An 18724-nucleotide genomic window follows, 5' to 3' on the forward strand; every position below is an offset into this window, starting at 1 on the left:
TTCCAGTACCAACCCCGTAGTTAGTCACGAAGGAACGTAGCGAGGCTGCGATTGAAGAAGAGCGCACCTTCGCGACGTCATTTTCAACCTGGTTGTTGTGATGTACATGAGGCGCAGTGCGACATGGTTTCGCGCATGTAGCGCTACCCACTGCAGCCTCGCTACGCCCCTCAACGACTACAGGTGTTGTGAGACACCTCAAATCCAGGGCAAAAAAAAGGGGAGCACATGCTCCCCCGAGGTTTAAAGCGTTTGTATCAAAGGCGGTATCAGGCTTCGATTTCGATCAGAATTTCGCCCGGGTTAACGCGGTCGCCCTTGATGACATGGATGGTGACGATTTTACCCGCGATGGCGGCCTGAACTTCGGTCTCCATTTTCATCGCTTCGGTGATCAGTACTGACTGGCCAGCCTTGACGACGTCGCCTACGGCAACCAGTACATCAACGATGTTGCCCGGCATTGCAGTGCTGACGTGGCCCGGCTCGCTCGCTTGCTTGCGCTTGCTCGAAGTGCCACCCACAAATTCGTTAAGCGGCTCGAACACCACCTCTTCCGGCATGCCGTCGATGGACAGGTAGAAGTGACGCTTGCCTTCTGCCTTGACGCCTACACCGGTGATGTCTACGCGATAGCTTTCGCCGTGTACGTCGATCACGAATTCGGTCGGTACACCCTCACCGCTCGCCTTGGTAACACCGCCAGCTTCAGGAATCGGCAGCAATACTTCCGGTGCCAGGGTGCCTGCAGCACGCTCTTCGAGGAATTTGCGGCCGATGTCCGGGAACATGGCGAAGGTCAGTACGTCTTCTTCCGACTTGGCCAAAGCACCAATCTCAGCACGCAACTTGACCATTTCTGGCTTGAGCAGGTCAGCAGGACGTACGTCGATCAGCTCTTCGTTACCGATGGCCTGACGACGCAGTTGCTCGTTGATCTCGCCTGGCGCCTTGCCGTAGCCGCCTTGCAGGTAGAGCTTCACTTCGTTGGTGATGGTTTTGTAACGCTCGCCAGCCAGTACGTTGAAAAACGCCTGGGTGCCGACGATTTGCGACGTCGGTGTCACCAGCGGCGGGAAGCCCAAGTCTTCACGTACACGCGGGATCTCGGCCAGCACTTCGCTCATGCGGTTCAGGGCACCCTGTTCCTTGAGCTGGTTGGCAAGGTTGGAAATCATCCCGCCCGGTACCTGGTTCACTTGAACACGGGTGTCGACTGCGGTGAATTCGCTTTCAAACTGGTGGTACTTCTTACGCACGGCATAGAAGTACAGACCAATTTCCTGCAATAGCGACAGATCAAGACCGGTGTCGTATTCGCTGCCTTTGAGGGCCGCTACCATCGACTCGGTGCCCGGATGGCTGGTGCCCCACGCGAAGCTGGAGATCGCAGTGTCGATATGGTCGGCACCGTTTTCTATCGCCTTGAGCTGGCACATGGAAGCCAGACCGGCGGTGTCATGGGAATGAATAAAGATCGGCAGGCTGATTTCAGCCTTCAGCGCCTTGACCAGTTCGCCGGTGGCAAACGGGGTCAACAGGCCAGCCATGTCCTTGATTGCCACCGAGTCGCAACCCATGGCCTCCATCTGCTTGGCCTGGGCCACAAACGCTTCAGTGGTATGCACCGGGCTGGTGGTGTAGGCGATGGTGCCCTGAGCGTGCTTGCCAGCAGCCTTGACCGCTTCGATGGCAACGCGCAGGTTACGGACGTCGTTCATGGCATCGAAAATACGGAACACGTCGATACCGTTGACAGCTGCCTTGGCGACGAAGGCTTTGACCACGTCATCGCTGTAGTGGCGATAGCCCAGCAGGTTTTGACCGCGCAACAGCATTTGCAGGCGAGTGTTAGGCAAGGCGGCACGCAGTTGGCGCAGACGCTCCCACGGATCTTCCTTGAGGAAGCGTACGCAAGCATCAAAGGTGGCGCCGCCCCAGACTTCCAGCGACCAGTAGCCGACTTTGTCGAGCTTGTCGCAGATTGGCAGCATGTCTTCAGTGCGCATGCGGGTTGCCAGCAGCGACTGGTGGGCGTCACGCAGGATGGTGTCAGTTACAAAGATCTTCTTGGACATGAAAATTTTCCTCACAGGCCTGCGTGGGCGGCAATGGCGGCAGCGATGGCCAGGGCCAGCTCTTCGGGTTTGCGCTTGATCGAGTAGTTGGTCAGTTCTGGATGGCTTTCTACGAAGCTGGTATTGAACTGGCCACTACGGAATTCCGGGTTACGCAGGATTTCCTGGTAATACGCGGCGGTGGTTTTGACCCCTTGCAGACGCATGTCGTCGAGGGCGCGCAAACCACGGTCCATCGCTTCTTCCCAGGTCAGGGCCCACACCACCAGCTTCAGACACATGGAGTCGTAATACGGCGGGATGGTGTAGCCGGTGTAGATCGCCGTGTCGGTACGCACGCCAGGACCGCCGGGCGCGTAGTAACGGGTGATCTTGCCGAAACTTGGCAGGAAGTTGTTTTTCGGGTCTTCGGCATTGATCCGGAACTGCAAGGCAAAACCGCGGTGCTGGATGTCTTCTTGCTTGATCGACAACGGCAGACCGGAAGCAATGCGAATTTGTTCACGAACAATATCAATGCCGGTGATTTCTTCGGTGATGGTGTGTTCCACCTGCACCCGGGTGTTCATCTCCATGAAGTACACCTCGCCCTCGGCGAGCAGGAACTCCACGGTACCGGCGTTCTCGTAACCCACGGCCTTGGCCGCGCGCACAGACAGGTCGCCGATGTAGGCGCGCTGTTCCGGGGTCAGTTGAGGGCTTGGGGCAATTTCGATGAGCTTTTGGTTGCGACGCTGGATTGAACAGTCGCGCTCAAACAAATGCACCACGTTGCCAAAGCTGTCACCGAGGATCTGGGCTTCGATGTGCTTGGGGTTGACGATGCACTTTTCGAGGAACACTTCTGCCGAGCCAAAGGCTTTGGTGGCTTCAGAGATCACTCGAGGAAAGGCTTGTTCCAGTTCTTCACGGCTGTTGCAGCGACGAATCCCGCGTCCGCCACCACCCGAGGTGGCTTTGAGCATGACCGGATAGCCAATGCGCTCGCCTTCAAGCAGTGCTTCGTGGATATCGGCAACGTTGCCTTCAGTGCCTGGCGTGACCGGTACACCGGCCTTGATCATGCTGCGGCGCGCTTCGGTCTTGTCGCCCATGCGGCGGATGACTTCAGCGGACGGGCCGATGAACTTGATTCCGCGCTCGGCGCAAATATCAGCCAGCTCAGCATTTTCTGACAGAAAACCATAACCGGGATGCAGGGCATCACAACCGGTTTCAACCGCCAGGTTCACCAGCTTGCGCGGGTTCAAATAACCGGCCAGCGGGTCTTCGCCAATGCTGTGGGCTTCATCGGCACGCTTGACGTGCAAGGCATGTCGATCCGCTTCGGAATAGACCGCCACGGAACGAATACCCATCTCGGCGCAGGCACGCACGATGCGGACGGCAATTTCTCCGCGGTTGGCGATCAGGATCTTTTTTATCACTTGGATTTTCCCTAAAGCCCATGGAACAAACGACCTGCTAGACCAGGTCGGCACGTGTCCAAATGTGTCTGAACCGTTGTGTCGTCACACTAGACCCACGCAACAATAAACAAAAATCAATAATTCTTGGGTCGTGCATAAGTAACGACTTATAGTAAGATCACTTGCCGCTTCGGATAATTTTATAAAAATGCGTAAGTCATTGATGCGTATCACTTTTCGTCAATTACAGGTATTCAACGAAGTCTGTGATTTGCGCTCTTACAGCCGCGCTGCAGAAGAAATGTCGCTGACACAACCCGCCGTAAGTCTACAAATTCGTCAGCTTGAAGAGCTGATTGGCCAGCCTTTGTTCGATTACGTAGGCAAAAAGCTGTACATGACCGAGGCCGCTGAAGCGCTTCAGTTGGCCAGCCGGGATATTTTCGGGCGCCTTGAAAACCTCGACATGCAGCTCTCGGACATGCTCGGGTCGCTGCAGGGCCAACTGAAACTGGCGGTTGAATCGAGTGCAAAATATTTCGTCCCCCACCTGTTTGCCGCTTTCAAGCGCCAGCACCCTGAGGTCAATCTGCAGCTAACGGTGGTCAATCGGGCGCAAGCCGTTCGTCGACTGTCAGATAACCGCGACGATCTGGTGATCATGTCGATGGTGCCGCAGGACATGGGCCTGGAATTTCTGCCGTTTTTGAATAACCCGATTGTGGCCGTCGCACCGCCAGACCACCCGCTGTGCAGCCGTGGTCCGCTCCGTTTGCAGGACCTGGAGCCGTATACCTTGCTGATGCGCGAACAGGGGTCGGGCACACGCATGGCGTGCGAGGAGTACTTCAAGGAGAAGCGTGTTCACTTCAGTCAAACACTGGAAGTGTCGTCCAACGAGTCCCAGCGCGAGTGCGCAGTGGCCGGGTTGGGCGTGGCGCTATTAACACGCCACGCCGTCAGCCTGGAACTTGCGACCGGCCTGCTGCGCGAGTTGCCGGTCGAAGAGTTGCCGCTGTATCGCAGCTGGTGCGTGGTGCAGGCCAAAGCCAAGCGCCTGTCACCGGTGGCCCATGCATTTCTGGGGTTTATTCGCAGTGAGCGCCTGCAAATCAGCGAGCTGGTTGAGCGCTTCGACGGTCACTTGCCGACGCAGCCTGCCAATAGTTGATTGCATTGAGGTCGGGATAATCCGAGGTTTCAAGCCTTAGCTGGCGCTGATTGTCATGGTCTTCGATTGCGCGGCGAAAGGCCATGCGGCGCTGGTCTTCTTGCTGACGGCGGGTTTTGACGGCGCTATTGCGTTCTTCGTAAGGCTGGGCCATTTCGAGTCTCCCAAGGCGTGTACGGGAGTTTCAAGATGGACTTTGTTTATGACGACTTGGCGAAGATGGGATGACAGGGGGATGAAGGCTGAATATGAGTACTGTGCGGGAGGGCGCTTGATCGCGATTCAGGCAACGCGGCCTGTCAGGAAAGCTTCAGCGATGCCATCGCGAGCAAGCCCGCTCCCACAATTAATCTTCGTGGCTTTTCAGCGACTTGGGCGACAGACGCAAGCTGCGCAGGCTGCGCTTGACGCTTTTAAGGTGGTTGACCAGGCTTGGGCCGCGAGCCATGGCAACCCCCATCGCCAACACGTCAATCACCACCAGGTGGGCAATACGCGAGGTCAGCGGGGTGTAGATTTCGGTGTCTTCGTGGACATCGATAGCCAGATTGACGGTCGCCAGCTCCGCCAGTGGCGTTTGGCTCGGGCACAAGGTAATCAAGGTCGCGCCACTTTCACGCACCAGATTGGCGGTGATCAGCAAGTCTTTGGAACGGCCCGACTGGGAGATGCAAATCGCTACATCCGTAGGCTTCAAGGTTGCAGCCGACATCGCTTGCATATGGGGGTCGGAGTACGCCGCAGCCGTCAGTAAAAGGCGGAAAAACTTGTGCTGGGCATCGGCCGCAACGGCACCCGAGGCACCGAAACCATAAAACTCGACCCGCTGCGCTTGCGACATGGCCGTCACCGCACGCTGCAGCGCCACGGGATCAAGCTTCTCGCGCACTTCCATCAGGGTGTGCAGCGTGGTGTCAAAAATTTTCAGACTGTAGTCCGCAACCGAATCGTCTTCGTGGATTGCGAACTGACCGAAACTGGCACCTGCTGCCAGGCTTTGCGCCAGCTTGAGTTTCAAGTCCTGGAACCCGGAACACCCAATTGCCCGGCAAAAGCGCACGATGGTGGGCTCACTGATACCGACACTGTGGGCAAGGTCGGCCATGGAACTGTGCATTACAGCCGCAGGATCAAGCAGCACGTGATCGGCGACCTTGAGTTCCGATTTACGTAACAGGTGGCGTGACTGGGCAATATGTTGCAGCAGGTTCAAAGGGCAGGACTCGGTCTGTAAGCGGCAGGCGCCGGGGATGTAGCATTCTTGTAGTTATACTACAAGAATTCGCTTTCTGCCCACCCAATACACCCTGTCTTACCCTTATCTTTCCCATGATTCATGCAGCTTCAGGGCGATGTAGCCCTTTTTGGCACTACAAATCCACTACACCGGCACGTAACAAATCGCCAAACTGCGCAGCGTTTACCGGACGGCTGATCAAGTAACCCTGCACTTCGTCGCACTGGCGAGCCTTGAGAAATGCCAGTTGCGCCTCGTTTTCGACACCTTCGGCCACGACTTTGAGGTCGAGGCTATGGGCCATGGAGATAATCGCGAGGGTGATGGCCTCGTCTTCACTGCAGCGCCCCAGGCCGTGGATAAAGGTTTTATCAATCTTCACGTAATCCACTGCAAATCGCTTGAGGTAACTGAGCGAGGAGTAACCGGTCCCGAAGTCATCAATCGCCAGCCTCACGCCCAGCTCGTGCAATTGCTGGAAGGTTGCGATGACGTATTCAACATTGTCGAGCAACTGGCTTTCTGTCAGCTCAAGTTCCAGGCAGTGCGGCGCCAGACCGGTTTCTTCAAGCACCTGGCGCACCAGGCTGACCAGTTTGCCCTGGCGCAACTGATGCCCCGACAGGTTCACCGACACCCGTATCGGCGCCAGCCCTGTGCGCTGCCATTCACAGGCTTGCCGGCAGGCTTCGCGCAGCACGAACTCTCCGATGGCGCTGATCAGACCAGTCTCCTCGGCCAAGGCAATGAAGTCGCTCGGAGGGACGCTACCCAACTGCGGATGATCCCAGCGAACCAGCGCTTCAGCTGCGTGCAGGCGCCCCGTTGCAAGGCATAGTTTAGGTTGATAGAAAACGTCGAGCTGGCATTGGGCAATGGCTTTGCGCAACTGACTTTCCAGTTGCAAGCGCTCCAGGGTGCTGTGTTGCAGGCTGTGACTGTAGAACTGAAAAGTGCCGCCGCCCAGATGCTTGGCCTGGCGCATGGCTTTATTGGCCTGGTGGACCAGGGTGGCAATGTCCCGTGCGCTGCCCGGCAGCAGGCTGATGCCCATGGACACGCTGATGATCAGCTCATGGCCATCCACCACCAAGGGCCGGCCGAGTCTTTCCATCAGTCGGGTCGCTACCCGCGCCAGACTGGTCAGGCTGCTGTAGGCATCAAACAGCACGGCAAACTCATCGCCCGACAGTCGCGCAATGGTGTTGGCCTCAGGCAAGGCCTTGGTGATGCGTTCTGCCATTTTTTGCAGCACATGATCGGCCAGCTCGTGCCCAAGATTGTCATTGAGCAATTTGAAACGATCGAGGTTGATGTGCAGCAACGTCAGGTGGCATGAACCCTGGCGAACACGCTGGCTGGCCTCCTCCAGTCGCTCCTTGAACAAGAGACGGTTGGCCAGGCCGGTCAGTTCATCAAAATGGGCGAGGTGGCGAACGCGCGCTTCAACGAGACGGCGCAGTTCCACTTCGCGCAAAAGCTCAGCGTTCAGTTGCTCACTGCGGACATTGGCTTGCTGCAAGTCGTCGAACAGACCTTGATGGCGCAAACGCTGAACCTTGTGACGCAGATTGACCCGCTTTACTTGCCAACCCAGACCACTCACCAGCAGAAAAAGGCCGAACCCGAGGCCGAAAAAAAATCCCGGCGAATTTAAACTCTGAACCATCGGCGAAATTCTTATCAGTAGGGGAGCCAGGAAGTTGCCCGAGCATACACAAGCTGTGCCCGCGACCAAACGCACAGGCATCATTTAATAGATGAAACCGGCACAGCCCATACCGGCAGGCTTTTTGACCGCTCGGCCCAAGAGCGCTACGTGGCTAGCAATAAAACGTCAACAGCCCCTAAAATGCCCCGATGCGCGATGATCTCTCTCTCTTGTTAAATTCTCTCAACGATGCCCAACGTCAGGCCGTCACGGCCAGTGTGGGGCGTCAGTTGGTTCTGGCCGGCGCAGGTTCCGGCAAAACCCGTGTGCTGGTGCACCGTATCGCCTGGTTGATCCAGGTCGAGAACGCGTCGCCGCACTCAGTCCTGTCGGTGACATTCACCAACAAGGCCGCCGCCGAGATGCGCCACCGCATCGAGCAACTGATGGGTATCAACCCGGCGGGCATGTGGGTCGGCACCTTCCACGGGCTGGCACACCGTTTATTGCGGGCTCACTGGCAAGAAGCCGGGCTGAGCCAGACCTTTCAGATCCTCGACAGCGATGACCAGCAACGCCTGGTCAAGCGCGTGATCCGTGAACTGGGGCTGGATGAACAGCGCTGGCCGGTGCGTCAGGCGCAGTGGTTTATCAACGGTCAAAAAGACGAAGGCCTGCGTCCTAAACATATCCAGGCCAGCGGCGACTTGTTCCTGGCCACCATGCGCAATATTTACGAGGCCTATGAGGTCGCGTGCCAGCGTGCCGGTGTCATCGACTTTTCCGAGCTGCTGCTGCGCGCCCTGGATCTGTGGCGCGACAACCCGGGCTTGCTGGCGCACTACCAGAAGCGCTTCCGCCACATTCTTGTCGACGAATTCCAGGACACCAACGCCGTTCAATATGCCTGGCTGCGATTGCTGGCCCAGGGCGGCGACAGCCTGATGGTCGTGGGCGATGACGACCAGTCGATCTACGGCTGGCGCGGCGCGAAAATCGAAAATATCTACCAGTACTCAACCGATTTCCCGGACGCCGAAACCATTCGCCTGGAGCAGAACTATCGCTCCACGGCAGGCATCCTCAAAGCGGCCAACGCCCTGATTGCCAACAACACCGGACGCATGGGCAAAGAGCTGTGGACTGACGGCGGTGAAGGCGAAGCAATTAATTTGTACGCAGCCTTCAATGAACACGATGAAGCGCGCTACGTGGTCGAGACCATCGAAAGCGCCTTGAAAACCGGCCTGGCCCATAGCGATATCGCCATTTTGTACCGCTCCAACGCCCAATCGCGGGTGCTTGAAGAAGCGTTGCTGCGCGAACGTATCCCTTACCGCATTTATGGTGGCCAGCGCTTCTTCGAGCGCGCAGAAATCAAAAACGCCATGGCTTACATGCGCCTGCTCGAAGGCCGTGGCAATGATGCCGCGCTGGAGCGGGTGATTAACGTGCCTGCCCGCGGTATCGGCGAAAAAACCGTCGAGGCCATTCGCGATCACGCACGTCACAGCGATGTGTCGATGTGGGAGGCGATGCGCCAGCTAATTGCCAATAAAGCCCTCCCCGGTCGTGCTTCAGGCGCCATTTCCGGCTTTATTGAACTGATCGAGAACCTCGCGGCAAAAGTCATGGAGATGCCTCTGCATCTGATGACCCAAACCGTGATCGAACAGAGTGGGCTGATTGCCTACCATCAGGCGGAAAAAGGCGAAAAAGGCCAGGCCCGGGTAGAAAACCTTGAGGAGCTGGTCAGCGCAGCGCGCAACTTCGAGAACAATGACGAAGATGAAGAGCTGTCGCCATTGGCCGCCTTCCTTGGTCATGCCTCACTGGAGGCAGGCGATACCCAGGCCGAAGAGCATGAAGACGGTATCCAGCTGATGACGCTGCACAGCGCCAAGGGTCTGGAGTTTCCGTATGTGTTCCTGGTGGGCATGGAAGAAGGTTTGTTCCCGCACAAGATGAGCCTGGAAGAACCCGGCCGCCTTGAAGAGGAACGGCGTCTGGCTTACGTGGGCATTACCCGCGCCATGCAGAATCTGGTCATGACGTACGCTGAAACCCGACGCCTGTACGGTAGCGAGACCTACAACAAGGTTTCGCGCTTCGTACGAGAAGTTCCAAAAGGCCTGATCCAGGAAGTTCGTCTGTCCAACAGCGTCAGTCGCCCTTTCGGTGGTGGTCAAAAGCAGAGCGCCAGCAGCCTGTTTGGCGGTTCGGAAATACCAGAAACCGAATTCAAGCTTGGCCAGATGGTCAAGCACGCGGTCTTTGGCGAAGGCGTCATCCTCAACTTCGAAGGCGCAGGCGCGCAGGCGCGGGTACAGGTGAACTTCTCCGAAGGCAGCAAGTGGCTGATGATGGGCTACGCCAAACTTGAAGCGGTCTGACAGCAACCCGACAGCTTTGCGGGAATAGTCTGGATTGATAGATAACGGTGGGAGCGGGCTTGCTCGCGATGGCAGCACCTCGGTGTATCAGATGCACCGAGTGCCGGGAATCGCGAGCAGGCCCGCTCCCACATCAATGCGTCCTACAGTAAAAAAATCTGTCTCTTACAGATAAATAGGCAAAAGCCCGAAACACTTCACCGCTAGCCAGTCACAACTCACCTGTGCAACATGGCGCGCGTGATATCCACAAATGGGAACCCCTTATGAAACGTTTTCTTAGCATCGCCATGGCGTTGTGCATCGGTTTGACGATGAGCCTCGACGCGAACGCCAAGCGCTTCGGCGGCGGCAAAAGCGCTGGTGCAGCGCCTAGCCACCAAACGCGCCAGGCCGCTCCAGCTGCAGCCCCTGCAGCTGCCGGTGCTGCAGGCGCCGCCGCAAAAGCCGGTGGTGCTTCGCGCTGGCTCGGCCCTCTGGCTGGCCTCGCAGCCGGTGGCCTGTTGGCGTCCATGTTCATGGGCGGTGGCTTCCAGGGCATGCAGTTCTTCGACATCCTGATCATGGCGGTCATCGCCTTCCTGATCTTCCGCTTTATCGCGGCCCGTCGTCGCAAGCAACAATCCGAGATGATGGCCCCTGCCGGTCACGCTCCACTGCAACGCGAAGCCTTTGACGCCAAGCCAGCACCTTCGTCCTTCTTCGGCGGCGGTTCGGCAGCCCCTGCGGCACGCCCGGTGATCAATGCACCGGCCTGGTTCAATGAGCAGAACTTTCTTGAAGCTGCGCGCAACCATTTCCAGTCCCTGCAACAGCACTGGGATGCCAACGAAATGGACAAGATCGCCGAGTTCGTAACACCGCAGATGCTCGACTTCCTCAAGCGTGAACGCGCTGAGCTGGGTGATGGCTTCCAGTCCACCTACATCGACAACCTGACCGTGCAACTGGACGGCCTGGATGATCGTGCAGACAAAACCATTGCAACCCTGACCTTCAGCGGCGTGTCGAAAAACTCGCGCTTTGACCAGGGCGAAGCCTTCAGCGAAAGCTGGAACATGGAGCGTCAGCAAGGTGATAACCAGCCTTGGCTGGTAGCCGGTATCCGCCAGAACGGCTGATCCCGCAAGCTACACATGCGTTAACCAAAGCCCCGGACTTGTCCGGGGCTTTGCATTTCACGATTGCACTTATAACGAGCTACTGTATAAAGCGCGTCATATAAACCGCGCCATAGAGCATGAGGATGAGGTCGTGGAAGAGATCATTGAAGAGCTACGCGAAAAAAACGAGCCTGTACCAGTTCCTCTGGAACTGCCTGAAGAAGACCAGTTGGTGGAAATCGAAGAACAGCTGTTCATTGATATTCCGTTTGTCTTCAGAGAGTTTCTGCTGACCGTCAGTGACGTGGTGTATGGCAGCCTGGAGCCGGTCACCGTGACCGACCCACAATCACACACCTACCTGCCGGAAGTGGCAGCCAACGCTTGGGATGCCGGCGTTGACCGCAGCTTGATCCCTATTTGCCAGGACGGCGACGACTACTACTGCGTAGAAGAAGACGGCACCGTGGTGCTGTGGTCCGGCGAAGAAGAGCTCGTTACCGAAGAAACATGGGAATCGGTCTGGCACTGGGCGCGCGACGTCTGGCTGGAAAGCTGATACCTGCTTGATGCCCGCTTTCCAGCCATTGGTCAGCGGGCTGTCAGTGCCCCCCTTCCTTGTGGTTATCCAGCGTCTCCAGCAGTGCAACCTGCATGCGGGTATGGATCCGGATGAACCAGCGCCACAACAGCGCAGCCACTCCCGCTGCCACTACTGCGATCACGATCAGCAATTCATTGGTGGGCAAGATGCTCGCCGACAATGCCGACAACAGCAGAAAAATCACCAGTAACGACAGAATCGGGATCACTTCCGAGATCACCCGACGCACGCGCTGCGTGTGACGCCCGGCCATTTCCGGTTTGACGCCCATCTCGGCCAGGAGCATCGACAACGCCTTGAGCTTGCGATACGCCGCGATCAAAAACGGCAGCGACAGCAACAAGGCCACGCCCCAGATAATCCCTTTTTGCCAGCTCGGCTCCAGAATCCAGCCCTGCAAGTAACGGCCAATCCGGGGGGCGAAATAACCACCCGCGAAGAAAATAGCGATGACCAAGGCCAGGTTGACCCCAACCTGCATCAGGATTTTCCGGATCATCGCGGCCAGCAACGCCCCTTCTCCCTGCGGCTGAATACTGCGCAGCCATTCGCCATAGAGCCCGAACACCCGTGACACACGACCAGGCACCACCTGTGCCAGCTTGAGCGAGAGCGGGTCTGCGGCGCGAATCAGATAAGGCGTCATCAAGGTCGTCAGTACGGATACAGCAACCGCTACGGGGTACAGGAAGCTGCTGGTGACCTGTAATGTCATACCCAGCGCCGCGATGATGAAAGAAAACTCCCCAATCTGAGAAAGTCCCATCCCAACCCGCAGCGATGTGCGTCCGTCATTACCTGCGATAAATGCCCCTAGCCCGCAGGACAGCATTTTGCCCAGCACCACCGCAATGGTGATCACCACGATGGGCACCGCGTATTCCAGCAGGATCGCCGGGTCGAGCATCAGCCCGATGGCGACAAAGAAAATCGCGCTGAACAAATCACGTACCGGTTCGATCAGGCGCTCGATTTTCAGCAACTGACGGGATTCAGCCATGATCGCCCCGATCAAAAAGGCCCCGAGCACCATGCTGTATTCCAGCTTGACCACCAGCAGGCAGAAGCCAAAACACAGCCCCAACACGGTGATCAGCAGCATTTCATTGCTTTCGAATCTGGCCACATACGCCAGCACACGCGGCACCAGCAAGATGCCGATGACCAGCGCCACAATCATGAACAACGACAATTTACCGACTGTCGAAAAAACTTCCTCGGGGCTGACACTGCCGCTGACAGCGATGCTCGACAGCAGCGCAATAATCCCGATGCCTAAAATATCTTCAACGATCAGCACGCCAAAAATCAGCTGTGCGAAGCGCTCGTTCTTCATTTTCAGGTCGTTAAGGGCTTTGACGATGATGGTGGTCGATGAAATGGCCAGAATCGCGCCTAAAAACAGCGAATCCATCGTGTTCCAATCAAACCAGCGGCCAATTTCGTAGCCGATCCAGATCATCAGCGTAATTTCCATAAACGCTGCGATAAAGGCGGTTGCCCCGACCTTGAACAACTTGCGCAGGCTGAACTCCAGTCCCAGGCAGAACATCAAAAAAATAACCCCCAGCTCGGCCAGGGTTTTGATCGTTTCTTCATCGTGGATCAGGCCAAACGGCGGGGTGTGCGGGCCAATGATAAAACCCGCAACGATATAGCCCAGCACCACGGGTTGCTTGAACCTGTGGAAAAGAATCGTCACCACACCTGCGACCAGCATGATGACTGCCAGATCCTGGATAAAACTGATGGCATGCATGGCGTGGCGCTCCTTGTTTAATTTTCAACAGGCAACATGACGACAGACGCCGCCTGACTGGCTGTGCGTATCGACCGTTCTAAATGTAGGAATTACCCGACTAACGGGCTTTTGCAGGTTAACACCGCGACTTCCAGCATAAAGGCGGTGCAATATATGGAAACAGATGGATATAAGCGTGACGGCAGTCAAAACGGCAACGTCCCGTTAATTACTGTTTCAAAAATCGACAAGTATCCACAGAGATACCCATTTCACTGCTGCAACACAACCACGAGCCTGCTGCTATGGAACCCGGAAACGCCCAACTGTCGATGACGGTCCTGATGACCCCGGACATGGCCAATTTTTCTGGCAATGTTCACGGCGGAACCCTGCTCAAGTACCTGGATGAGGTCGCTTACGCCTGCGCCAGCCGCTATGCGGGGCGTTATGTAGTCACCTTGTCGGTGGATCAGGTTATTTTTCGCGAACCGATTCATGTCGGTGAGCTGGTGACTTTCCTGGCGTCGGTCAACTACACCGGCAACACCTCGATGGAAGTCGGCATCAAGGTCGTCACCGAAAATATCCGTGAACGCTCGGTGCGCCACACCAATAGCTGTTTCTTCACGATGGTCGCCGTGGACGACGACCGTAAACCGGCCGCTGTTCCGCCGCTGCAGCCGTTGAACAGTGAAGACAAGCGTCGTTTTATTCAGGGCAAGCAACGTCGCCAGATCCGTCAGGAACTGGAGCAGCGTTATCGCGAGCTGAAAGACGAGACGGTGTAAATGACTTGTGGGAGCAAGCCTGCTCCCACAAGGTTTTCAAGTTTGCTTACAAACTGATCGGCACGGCTTCAAACCGCACACGCGGATGAGCAATGCGGTCCTGGGCCCGGATCAACTGCAATTCGTAGCTGGTGCAGGCCTGGGTTTCCAGCAGCACCTCGTGCACCGCCGCAGCGGTGAACTCAAAAGCGGCCACCAGGCTGTCGCCCAGCAATACTCGCGCTAAAAACAGGCCTGAAGTCAGATCGCCCACACCCACGGGCTGACGCGGGAAAGCCAACAGTGGACGGCGCAAGTGCCAGTTCCCTTCTACTGTTACCAGCAGCATCTCGAAACTTTCTGCCGGCTTGCCGGGATAAGACAAATGCTTGACCAGCACCGCTTTCGGGCCGCGGGCCAGCAGGCTGCGGGCCATCGCCAGGCAGTCGAACAACGATTGCGGATGGCGACCGCAAAAACTGTCCAGCTCCAGCTGATTGGGGCACAAAAAGTCGGCCATCGCGGCCGCTTCTTCGAGCAGGAAATCACTCACTTCCTGGGGGACGATGCAGCCTTTCTCCGGGTGGCCCATTACCGGGTCGCACAGGTACAGCGCATGGGGGTTTACGGCCTTGATACGCGCCACGCCACTCAAGATTGCCCGCCCCTGAGCCGCACTGCCCAGGTAACCGGACAAGACCGCATCACAGTTGCCCAGCTCACCGATGGCGGCAATTCCGTCAACAAGCGAAGGAATTTGCTCGGGAGCCAACACTTCGCCTGTCCACTGACCATACTGAGTGTGGTTGGAGAACTGCACCGTGTTCAGAGGCCAGACATTCACCCCCACGCGCTGCATCGGAAAAACGGCTGCGCTGTTGCCGGCATGGCCGAAAACCACGTGGGATTGGATGGCGAGTAAATGAGGTGTACGTTTCATGCCGGATTCCAGACTACGGGTGGATTCAAGCCACGCAGTATGCGACGAAACGCGGCCTGTACGACAGGTTGAAGACGCAGTTAAGCTGAGCACAATCTGTTGGAGCACATGTAATGCTGACCCTAGGAAATATGTTTGTGCTGATGCTGCTGGCCACTGGCGCAGCCTGGCTGTGGCACAACCACGGTTTGCGCGAGCGGGCGCTGGAGCGCGTCAAACAGCACTGCAAGAATCTCGATATCGAGTTGCTGGATGAAAACGTGGCACTCAAAAAAATCGGCCTGATCCCCGATGCCAATGGCCACAAACGCCTGGCCCGTGTGTATAACTTCGAGTTCACGGTTACGGGAGATCAACGCCATACCGGGACCATCACCCAGTTCGGTGCCCATAGCGCAAAAATCGAACTGCCGCCCTATCCCTTCCAGACCGAGCCTGAGCCCAGCGAAATTCCCAGCGCTCAAGTGATTGAACTCAGCCAATGGCGCCAGGAACACAGCAAGACCCGCCACTGAGCCCTTCTCGCACCTTTCTGCAACGTACCTGTGGATAACTTCCCCGCATAACAGGCTAAAACCATTGAGATAGACACTTCTCTTGGTTTTTGGCCGGTGGAAATCAATGGGCACACTTAATGTTGTAGGACAATTTTACCAGCACAGAATCAAGTAAAACGCCCTGTTCCCTTGCTCGCACCCCATGCCCACCCCCCTAAAAAACGTCCTCGTGCAGGCAGTTTTCCAGCCCCGAGCGAAGCACATCCAGGTCTTGCGGCTGATCAAATATTAATTCGAGGCGTGAATCCGTACGCCACTCACTCGGCACCCAGGCTGCGACTGAGTTATCCACAGAATTACTTGAAAACCAGCCTTCCGGGCCATGAATAACCACCTTCGCACGGCGCCAATTGAGGCTTTCCAGCCACTGGCGCAGCAACCCCAAGTCAAATTGCCTTGAGGCATGCCAACGCCAACCCACACTCCAGGCCTGAGGCTGAAGCTGAGTCATCACAATCGGTGTACTTGGGTCTGAAAACACGCTGACTATTTGATTAAACTCCTTATAAATCAATGAGTTATCCACAGCATGAGTGATATTCATGTCGGCTGCAGGCAGCGTATTTAAAGGGATCCGGCCATATTCGACCCATACAATCGGGCACTTTGGCAGGCTGTATGCAATCTGCTCACGTTGCTCATTTGGGACACTATTAGATTTATTCATGACCACTAAACCGGCACTTTTCAAGGCTTCTTGCTGGGTTTCAGGCAAGGGTTTGCCCTGGGCCAAGGCTTGCGCATCAAGCACCATGACGCACGGCTGCAGGGCCAGAACACCCCGCCAGGGTGCCTCACTCAGCTGCTTTAAAATCTGTGCGGGATGGCCCAAGCCTGAGGGCTCAATCAATAATCGGTCGGGGCGGGCCTTGCGTAAAAGACGGCTTAAACCAATCTGGAAAGGAGCGCCATTGACGCAGCACACACAACCGCCAGCCACTTCGGCAATCGCAATTGCATCGTTCCCCTGACTCATCAGAGCCGCATCCAGACCTATTTGACCGAATTCATTCACCAATATTGCCCAGCGCTCATGGGCGGGCTTGTGCGTCATCAGGTGCTGAATCAGACTGGTTTTGCCGGCGCCAAGTGGCCCGGCAATCACGTGGGTGGGTATGTTCTGCAACATGATCGCCAGCTTCTATGTTGATCAAAGCAGCAATATGCCTCAGGCCAGCCAGTCGAGGGTCAAAATCAATCGGCGCTCGCCCGGCTCCAGTGCCGGAGAACGATGGATCAAGCCCGTCCCCTCATTGCCGTGCCACTTTTCTCCCTTGAGCAAGGCCACCTCACCGGCATTCACCTGCTGAATCAACGAGCCACGGGTTGGCTCGGCCTGCGGCTGGCCCAACTGAGAACGCTCCATCACCCCTTCTTCCAGCCATTGGCTACCCACTCCCGCATAAGTGGTAATGAGTCGCACAGGTACGTGGTCCACATGAAACCGTGGGCACATGGCCTTATCCAGCGCCCTGAGACGCAGCCCAACGCGTTTTGCGCCCAACAGGCACGCATAGGCGCTCACCAGCCAGGAAACATCGGCAATGAAGCCTGCATAGCCCTCCAGATCATTAAACCTGGCGGCCAAGCCAGCCAAATTGGGCTGAGCCTTTTCGTTGGGCATATCTATCACGATGGCGTCAGCCAATGGCTCGTCTAACGCGAGTAATAAAGCCCCGAAATCGACGATATGCACAGGTAACTGACGCTGCCAGATAGCCAAGTTGACGTTTTCATCCAGAATCCGCGTCATGATTTCCGGCGTTTGCCCACGAACCTGATCGATCAACGGCTGAGCGATAAAGGTAAATGCATTCTTCATGCGGCTACCTCTTCATACCAATCACCAAAGGGATCGTTGAGTCGTTTCCAGCTTGCTTCGCCCAATGCCATTTCGGCGTCGCTGAGCAAACAGGCATCAAGCTCATGGGTGAGAAGGGAAAAGTCGATGTGCTGACCTATAAACACCAATTCCTGACGGCAATCTGCGGTGTCTGGCAGCCATTTTTGAAGAATTTCCGCCCTGGTTTCCGGATCTTGTGGCCATTGGTCGCTCGGCACAAAACGCCACCAGCGCCCGGCAAACCCATAGCGCATCAAGCCGCCTGCCTGGGACCAACTGCCCGCCTCCTGATATTTACTGGCCAGCCAGAAAAAACCTTTGGAACGCAGCAATTTGCCGTTGGTCCAGGGACGCTCGATGAAATTAAAAAAACGTTCGGGATGAAACGGACGGCGAGCGCGATAGGCGCTGGAGGCGATGCCGTATTCTTCGGTTTCAGATACATGCTCACCGCGCAGCTCTTGCAACCAGCCAGGTGCTTGGGCCGCACGCTCAAAATCAAAACGCCCGGTATCGAGAATTTTATTTAGCGGGACTTCCCCCATGACCATGGGGATTATTTCTGCCTGTGTATTCAGACGCTGCAAAATGGCCATTAATTCGTGTCGGTCGGCACTGCTGATGAGGTCAATTTTGCTGATCAAGATGACGTCCGCGAACTCGATTTGCTCAATCAACAAATCGGTTATTGACCGCTCGTCGGAATCATCAAGGGTTTCTCCTCGAGAATCCAGGCTCTCTGCCGCTTGATAATCCTGCAAGAAATTAAGGCCATCCACCACCGTGACCATAGTATCCAGACGGGCACTATCCGCCAGGCTCTGCCCTGCCTCATCGCGAAAAGTGAAGGTTTCTGCCACGGGAAGAGGTTCTGAAATACCCGTTGATTCGATTAATAAATAATCAAATCGACCGTCCTTCGCCAGTGCACTGACCTCCTCCAGCAAGTCTTCACGCAGGGTGCAGCAGATGCAGCCATTGCTCATTTCGACCAGTTTTTCTTCAGCACGATTCAAGGTCACGTCACGCTGAACTGCACCGCCATCAATATTTATTTCGCTCATGTCGTTAACGATCACCGCTACACGCAAGTTGTCGCGGTTACGCAAAATGTAATTGAGCAGAGTGCTTTTTCCCGCTCCGAGAAATCCGGACAGCACTGTCACCGGCAGACGTTTAGGCATGGGAGTTCCTCATCAGGATAGGCAGGTCAAAGCGCCCGCTTGT

16 protein-coding genes are annotated in these 18724 nt (G+C 56.3%); 6 read left to right on the forward strand and 10 right to left on the reverse strand.

The annotated features are described in order from the left end of the window. Nucleotides 1-269: 269 nt before the first annotated feature. Complete coding sequence (gene oadA / locus AACY07_RS11970; RefSeq protein ID WP_133074915.1) at nt 270-2078, reverse strand: sodium-extruding oxaloacetate decarboxylase subunit alpha; 1809 nt, start codon at nt 2076-2078, stop codon at nt 270-272. An 11-nt stretch (nt 2079-2089) separates the two neighbouring features. After that, entirely contained in the window at nt 2090-3505 is a 1416-nt protein-coding gene (locus tag AACY07_RS11975; protein ID WP_019826929.1) for an acetyl-CoA carboxylase biotin carboxylase subunit, read from the reverse strand. Between the two features lie 190 nt (nt 3506-3695). On the opposite strand from AACY07_RS11975, the gene AACY07_RS11980 reads away from it, so the two are divergent. Then, nucleotides 3696-4658 carry a LysR family transcriptional regulator gene (locus tag AACY07_RS11980; protein ID WP_326427631.1) on the forward strand — a complete coding sequence of 321 codons (963 nt, stop codon included), beginning with the start codon at nt 3696-3698 and terminating at the stop codon, nt 4656-4658. On the opposite strand, the gene AACY07_RS11985 is transcribed toward AACY07_RS11980, so the two are convergent. The 3 genes from AACY07_RS11985 to AACY07_RS11995 all read right to left on the reverse strand — a co-directional run bounded on the left by AACY07_RS11985 (nt 4600) and on the right by AACY07_RS11995 (nt 7564). Further along, nucleotides 4600-4812, reverse strand: a complete 213-nt coding sequence (locus AACY07_RS11985) for a PA3496 family putative envelope integrity protein (RefSeq protein ID WP_133074917.1) — start codon at nt 4810-4812, stop codon at nt 4600-4602. The genes AACY07_RS11980 and AACY07_RS11985 overlap by 59 nt on opposite strands. A 192-nt stretch (nt 4813-5004) precedes the next feature. Next, entirely contained in the window at nt 5005-5871 is an 867-nt protein-coding gene (hexR, locus tag AACY07_RS11990; protein ID WP_133074918.1) for a transcriptional regulator HexR, read from the reverse strand. A gap of 157 nt (nt 5872-6028) precedes the next feature. Then, nucleotides 6029-7564, reverse strand: a complete 1536-nt coding sequence (locus AACY07_RS11995) for a putative bifunctional diguanylate cyclase/phosphodiesterase (protein ID WP_339474973.1) — start codon at nt 7562-7564, stop codon at nt 6029-6031. A 191-nt stretch (nt 7565-7755) separates the two neighbouring features. Here AACY07_RS11995 and uvrD point away from each other — a divergent pair, with 191 nt between their 5' ends. From uvrD to AACY07_RS12010, 3 genes are all read left to right on the forward strand, one after another. After that, nucleotides 7756-9939, forward strand: coding sequence for a DNA helicase II (gene uvrD / locus AACY07_RS12000; RefSeq protein WP_133074920.1), 2184 nt, complete (start codon nt 7756-7758; stop codon nt 9937-9939). Nucleotides 9940-10205: 266 nt separating this feature from the next. Next, a complete protein-coding gene (locus tag AACY07_RS12005) occupies nt 10206-11060 on the forward strand; it encodes a Tim44 domain-containing protein (RefSeq protein ID WP_133074921.1) in 855 nt (284 codons plus the stop codon). A 133-nt stretch (nt 11061-11193) separates the two neighbouring features. Then, entirely contained in the window at nt 11194-11601 is a 408-nt protein-coding gene (locus AACY07_RS12010; protein WP_016782918.1) for an SMI1/KNR4 family protein, read from the forward strand. A 43-nt stretch (nt 11602-11644) separates the two neighbouring features. Here AACY07_RS12010 and AACY07_RS12015 read toward each other — a convergent pair whose 3' ends face one another. Beyond that, nucleotides 11645-13405 (reverse strand): cation:proton antiporter, encoded by a 1761-nt coding sequence (locus AACY07_RS12015; RefSeq protein ID WP_326397171.1) that lies wholly within the window; start codon nt 13403-13405, stop codon nt 11645-11647. A gap of 287 nt (nt 13406-13692) precedes the next feature. Here AACY07_RS12015 and AACY07_RS12020 point away from each other — a divergent pair, with 287 nt between their 5' ends. Continuing rightward, a complete protein-coding gene (locus tag AACY07_RS12020; protein ID WP_019826917.1) occupies nt 13693-14178 on the forward strand; it encodes an acyl-CoA thioesterase in 486 nt (161 codons plus the stop codon). 46 nt (nt 14179-14224) lie between these two features. Here the strand turns inward: AACY07_RS12020 and pdxY are convergent, their stop codons facing one another. After that, nucleotides 14225-15097: a pyridoxal kinase PdxY gene (pdxY, locus tag AACY07_RS12025; RefSeq protein ID WP_339474974.1), complete on the reverse strand. Its 873-nt coding sequence runs from the start codon at nt 15095-15097 to the stop codon at nt 14225-14227. Between the two features lie 113 nt (nt 15098-15210). Between pdxY and AACY07_RS12030 the strand changes: the two genes are divergently transcribed. Beyond that, nucleotides 15211-15612, forward strand: a complete 402-nt coding sequence (locus AACY07_RS12030) for a DUF3301 domain-containing protein (protein WP_326397169.1) — start codon at nt 15211-15213, stop codon at nt 15610-15612. 196 nt (nt 15613-15808) lie between these two features. Here AACY07_RS12030 and AACY07_RS12035 read toward each other — a convergent pair whose 3' ends face one another. The 3 genes from AACY07_RS12035 to zigA are packed head-to-tail and all read right to left on the reverse strand — an operon-like array spanning nt 15809 to nt 18681. After that, on the reverse strand, nt 15809-16783 hold the full coding sequence (locus tag AACY07_RS12035; RefSeq protein WP_339474977.1) for a CobW family GTP-binding protein: 975 nt from the start codon (nt 16781-16783) through the stop codon (nt 15809-15811). A gap of 39 nt (nt 16784-16822) precedes the next feature. After that, a complete protein-coding gene (locus tag AACY07_RS12040) occupies nt 16823-17476 on the reverse strand; it encodes a DUF1826 domain-containing protein (protein ID WP_339474979.1) in 654 nt (217 codons plus the stop codon). Next, the gene (zigA, locus tag AACY07_RS12045) at nt 17473-18681 is read right to left on the reverse strand and encodes a zinc metallochaperone GTPase ZigA (RefSeq protein WP_339474980.1); all 1209 of its coding nucleotides are present in this window, start codon (nt 18679-18681) and stop codon (nt 17473-17475) included. The genes AACY07_RS12040 and zigA overlap by 4 nt, the downstream gene beginning before the upstream one ends. Nucleotides 18682-18724: the final 43 nt, after the last annotated feature.

The organism is Pseudomonas sp. RL_5y_Pfl2_69 (genome assembly GCF_963970465.1).
Lineage (GTDB): Bacteria > Pseudomonadota > Gammaproteobacteria > Pseudomonadales > Pseudomonadaceae > Aquipseudomonas.

Bases quoted from the DNA above. Each gene is read 5' to 3' on its own strand.
- zigA (WP_339474980.1), bottom strand. From the start codon at position 18,681: ATGCCTAAACGTCTGCCGGTGACAGTGCTGTCCGGATTTCTCGGAGCG.
- AACY07_RS11985 (WP_133074917.1), bottom strand. From the start codon at position 4,812: ATGGCCCAGCCTTACGAAGAACGCAATAGCGCCGTCAAAACCCGCCGT.
- AACY07_RS12015 (WP_326397171.1), bottom strand. From the start codon at position 13,405: ATGCATGCCATCAGTTTTATCCAGGATCTGGCAGTCATCATGCTGGTC.
- uvrD (WP_133074920.1), top strand. From the start codon at position 7,756: ATGCGCGATGATCTCTCTCTCTTGTTAAATTCTCTCAACGATGCCCAA.
- AACY07_RS12040 (WP_339474979.1), bottom strand. From the start codon at position 17,476: ATGAAGAATGCATTTACCTTTATCGCTCAGCCGTTGATCGATCAGGTT.
- AACY07_RS12005 (WP_133074921.1), top strand. From the start codon at position 10,206: ATGAAACGTTTTCTTAGCATCGCCATGGCGTTGTGCATCGGTTTGACG.
- AACY07_RS12030 (WP_326397169.1), top strand. From the start codon at position 15,211: ATGCTGACCCTAGGAAATATGTTTGTGCTGATGCTGCTGGCCACTGGC.
- AACY07_RS11995 (WP_339474973.1), bottom strand. From the start codon at position 7,564: ATGGTTCAGAGTTTAAATTCGCCGGGATTTTTTTTCGGCCTCGGGTTC.
- AACY07_RS12020 (WP_019826917.1), top strand. From the start codon at position 13,693: ATGGAACCCGGAAACGCCCAACTGTCGATGACGGTCCTGATGACCCCG.
- AACY07_RS11980 (WP_326427631.1), top strand. From the start codon at position 3,696: ATGCGTAAGTCATTGATGCGTATCACTTTTCGTCAATTACAGGTATTC.
- oadA (WP_133074915.1), bottom strand. From the start codon at position 2,078: ATGTCCAAGAAGATCTTTGTAACTGACACCATCCTGCGTGACGCCCAC.
- AACY07_RS12035 (WP_339474977.1), bottom strand. From the start codon at position 16,783: ATGTTGCAGAACATACCCACCCACGTGATTGCCGGGCCACTTGGCGCC.
- pdxY (WP_339474974.1), bottom strand. From the start codon at position 15,097: ATGAAACGTACACCTCATTTACTCGCCATCCAATCCCACGTGGTTTTC.